This window comes from Paraclostridium dentum (assembly GCF_012922555.1).
Classification (GTDB): Bacteria; Bacillota; Clostridia; order Peptostreptococcales; family Peptostreptococcaceae; genus Paraclostridium; species Paraclostridium dentum.
The window spans coordinates 1-526 of sequence record NZ_WIPK01000100.1 but is presented as its reverse complement, the minus strand read 5'-3'; the positions used below and the strand labels follow the sequence as shown (position 1 = coordinate 526).

Genomic DNA, 526 nt, shown 5'->3' with positions numbered 1-526 from the left:
ATTATATGCCATTTTGTATAATAGATCTTTAAAAAATTGCAGGAAAAAAGCCAACATGAGACTGTACCTGGCTATTGCAACATTGATGCTTGTGCTGATTGCACACTCTGAGGCTGCAGAGGAGCCCACAATTGAGCAACATTTTGCCAACTTGCAGGACAAAGTCAACGAGTTTACAGACAACCTTGGCAAGAAGGCCACAGATGCCTGGAAGCAGCTGGAGAATAGCAAGCTTTTCTCCACGACTTCGGACTGGCTTAATGAGCAGTTTCAGAGCATTAAGAAGAAGATCGATGACACCTTTAACACGCCAGAGTAAATTCTGTAGTCCCCGCCGACATGACGTCTGAGTCTCCATGCCCTGTTGTGCCTAATGGACACAACCAGTTACCACCTCTATCATGTCATGATCTGCTCAGCAATGATCAGTGCAATATCTTGTCCTTTTCAAAAGCCATACCAATGCTTTCAAAATCTGAAAATGTTCCAATAAATCCTGGAAATTGTCCAAACAATAAAAAAAAAT

Annotated in this window: 1 protein-coding gene; it reads left to right on the top strand. The window is 42.0% G+C overall.

What is annotated here, in order from left to right; all coding sequences use genetic code 11:
• A partial coding sequence (locus GFJ41_RS17945; protein WP_206001607.1) for a hypothetical protein occupies positions 1–319 on the top strand: 319 nt, incomplete at its 5' end.
• Positions 320–526: the final 207 nt, after the last annotated feature.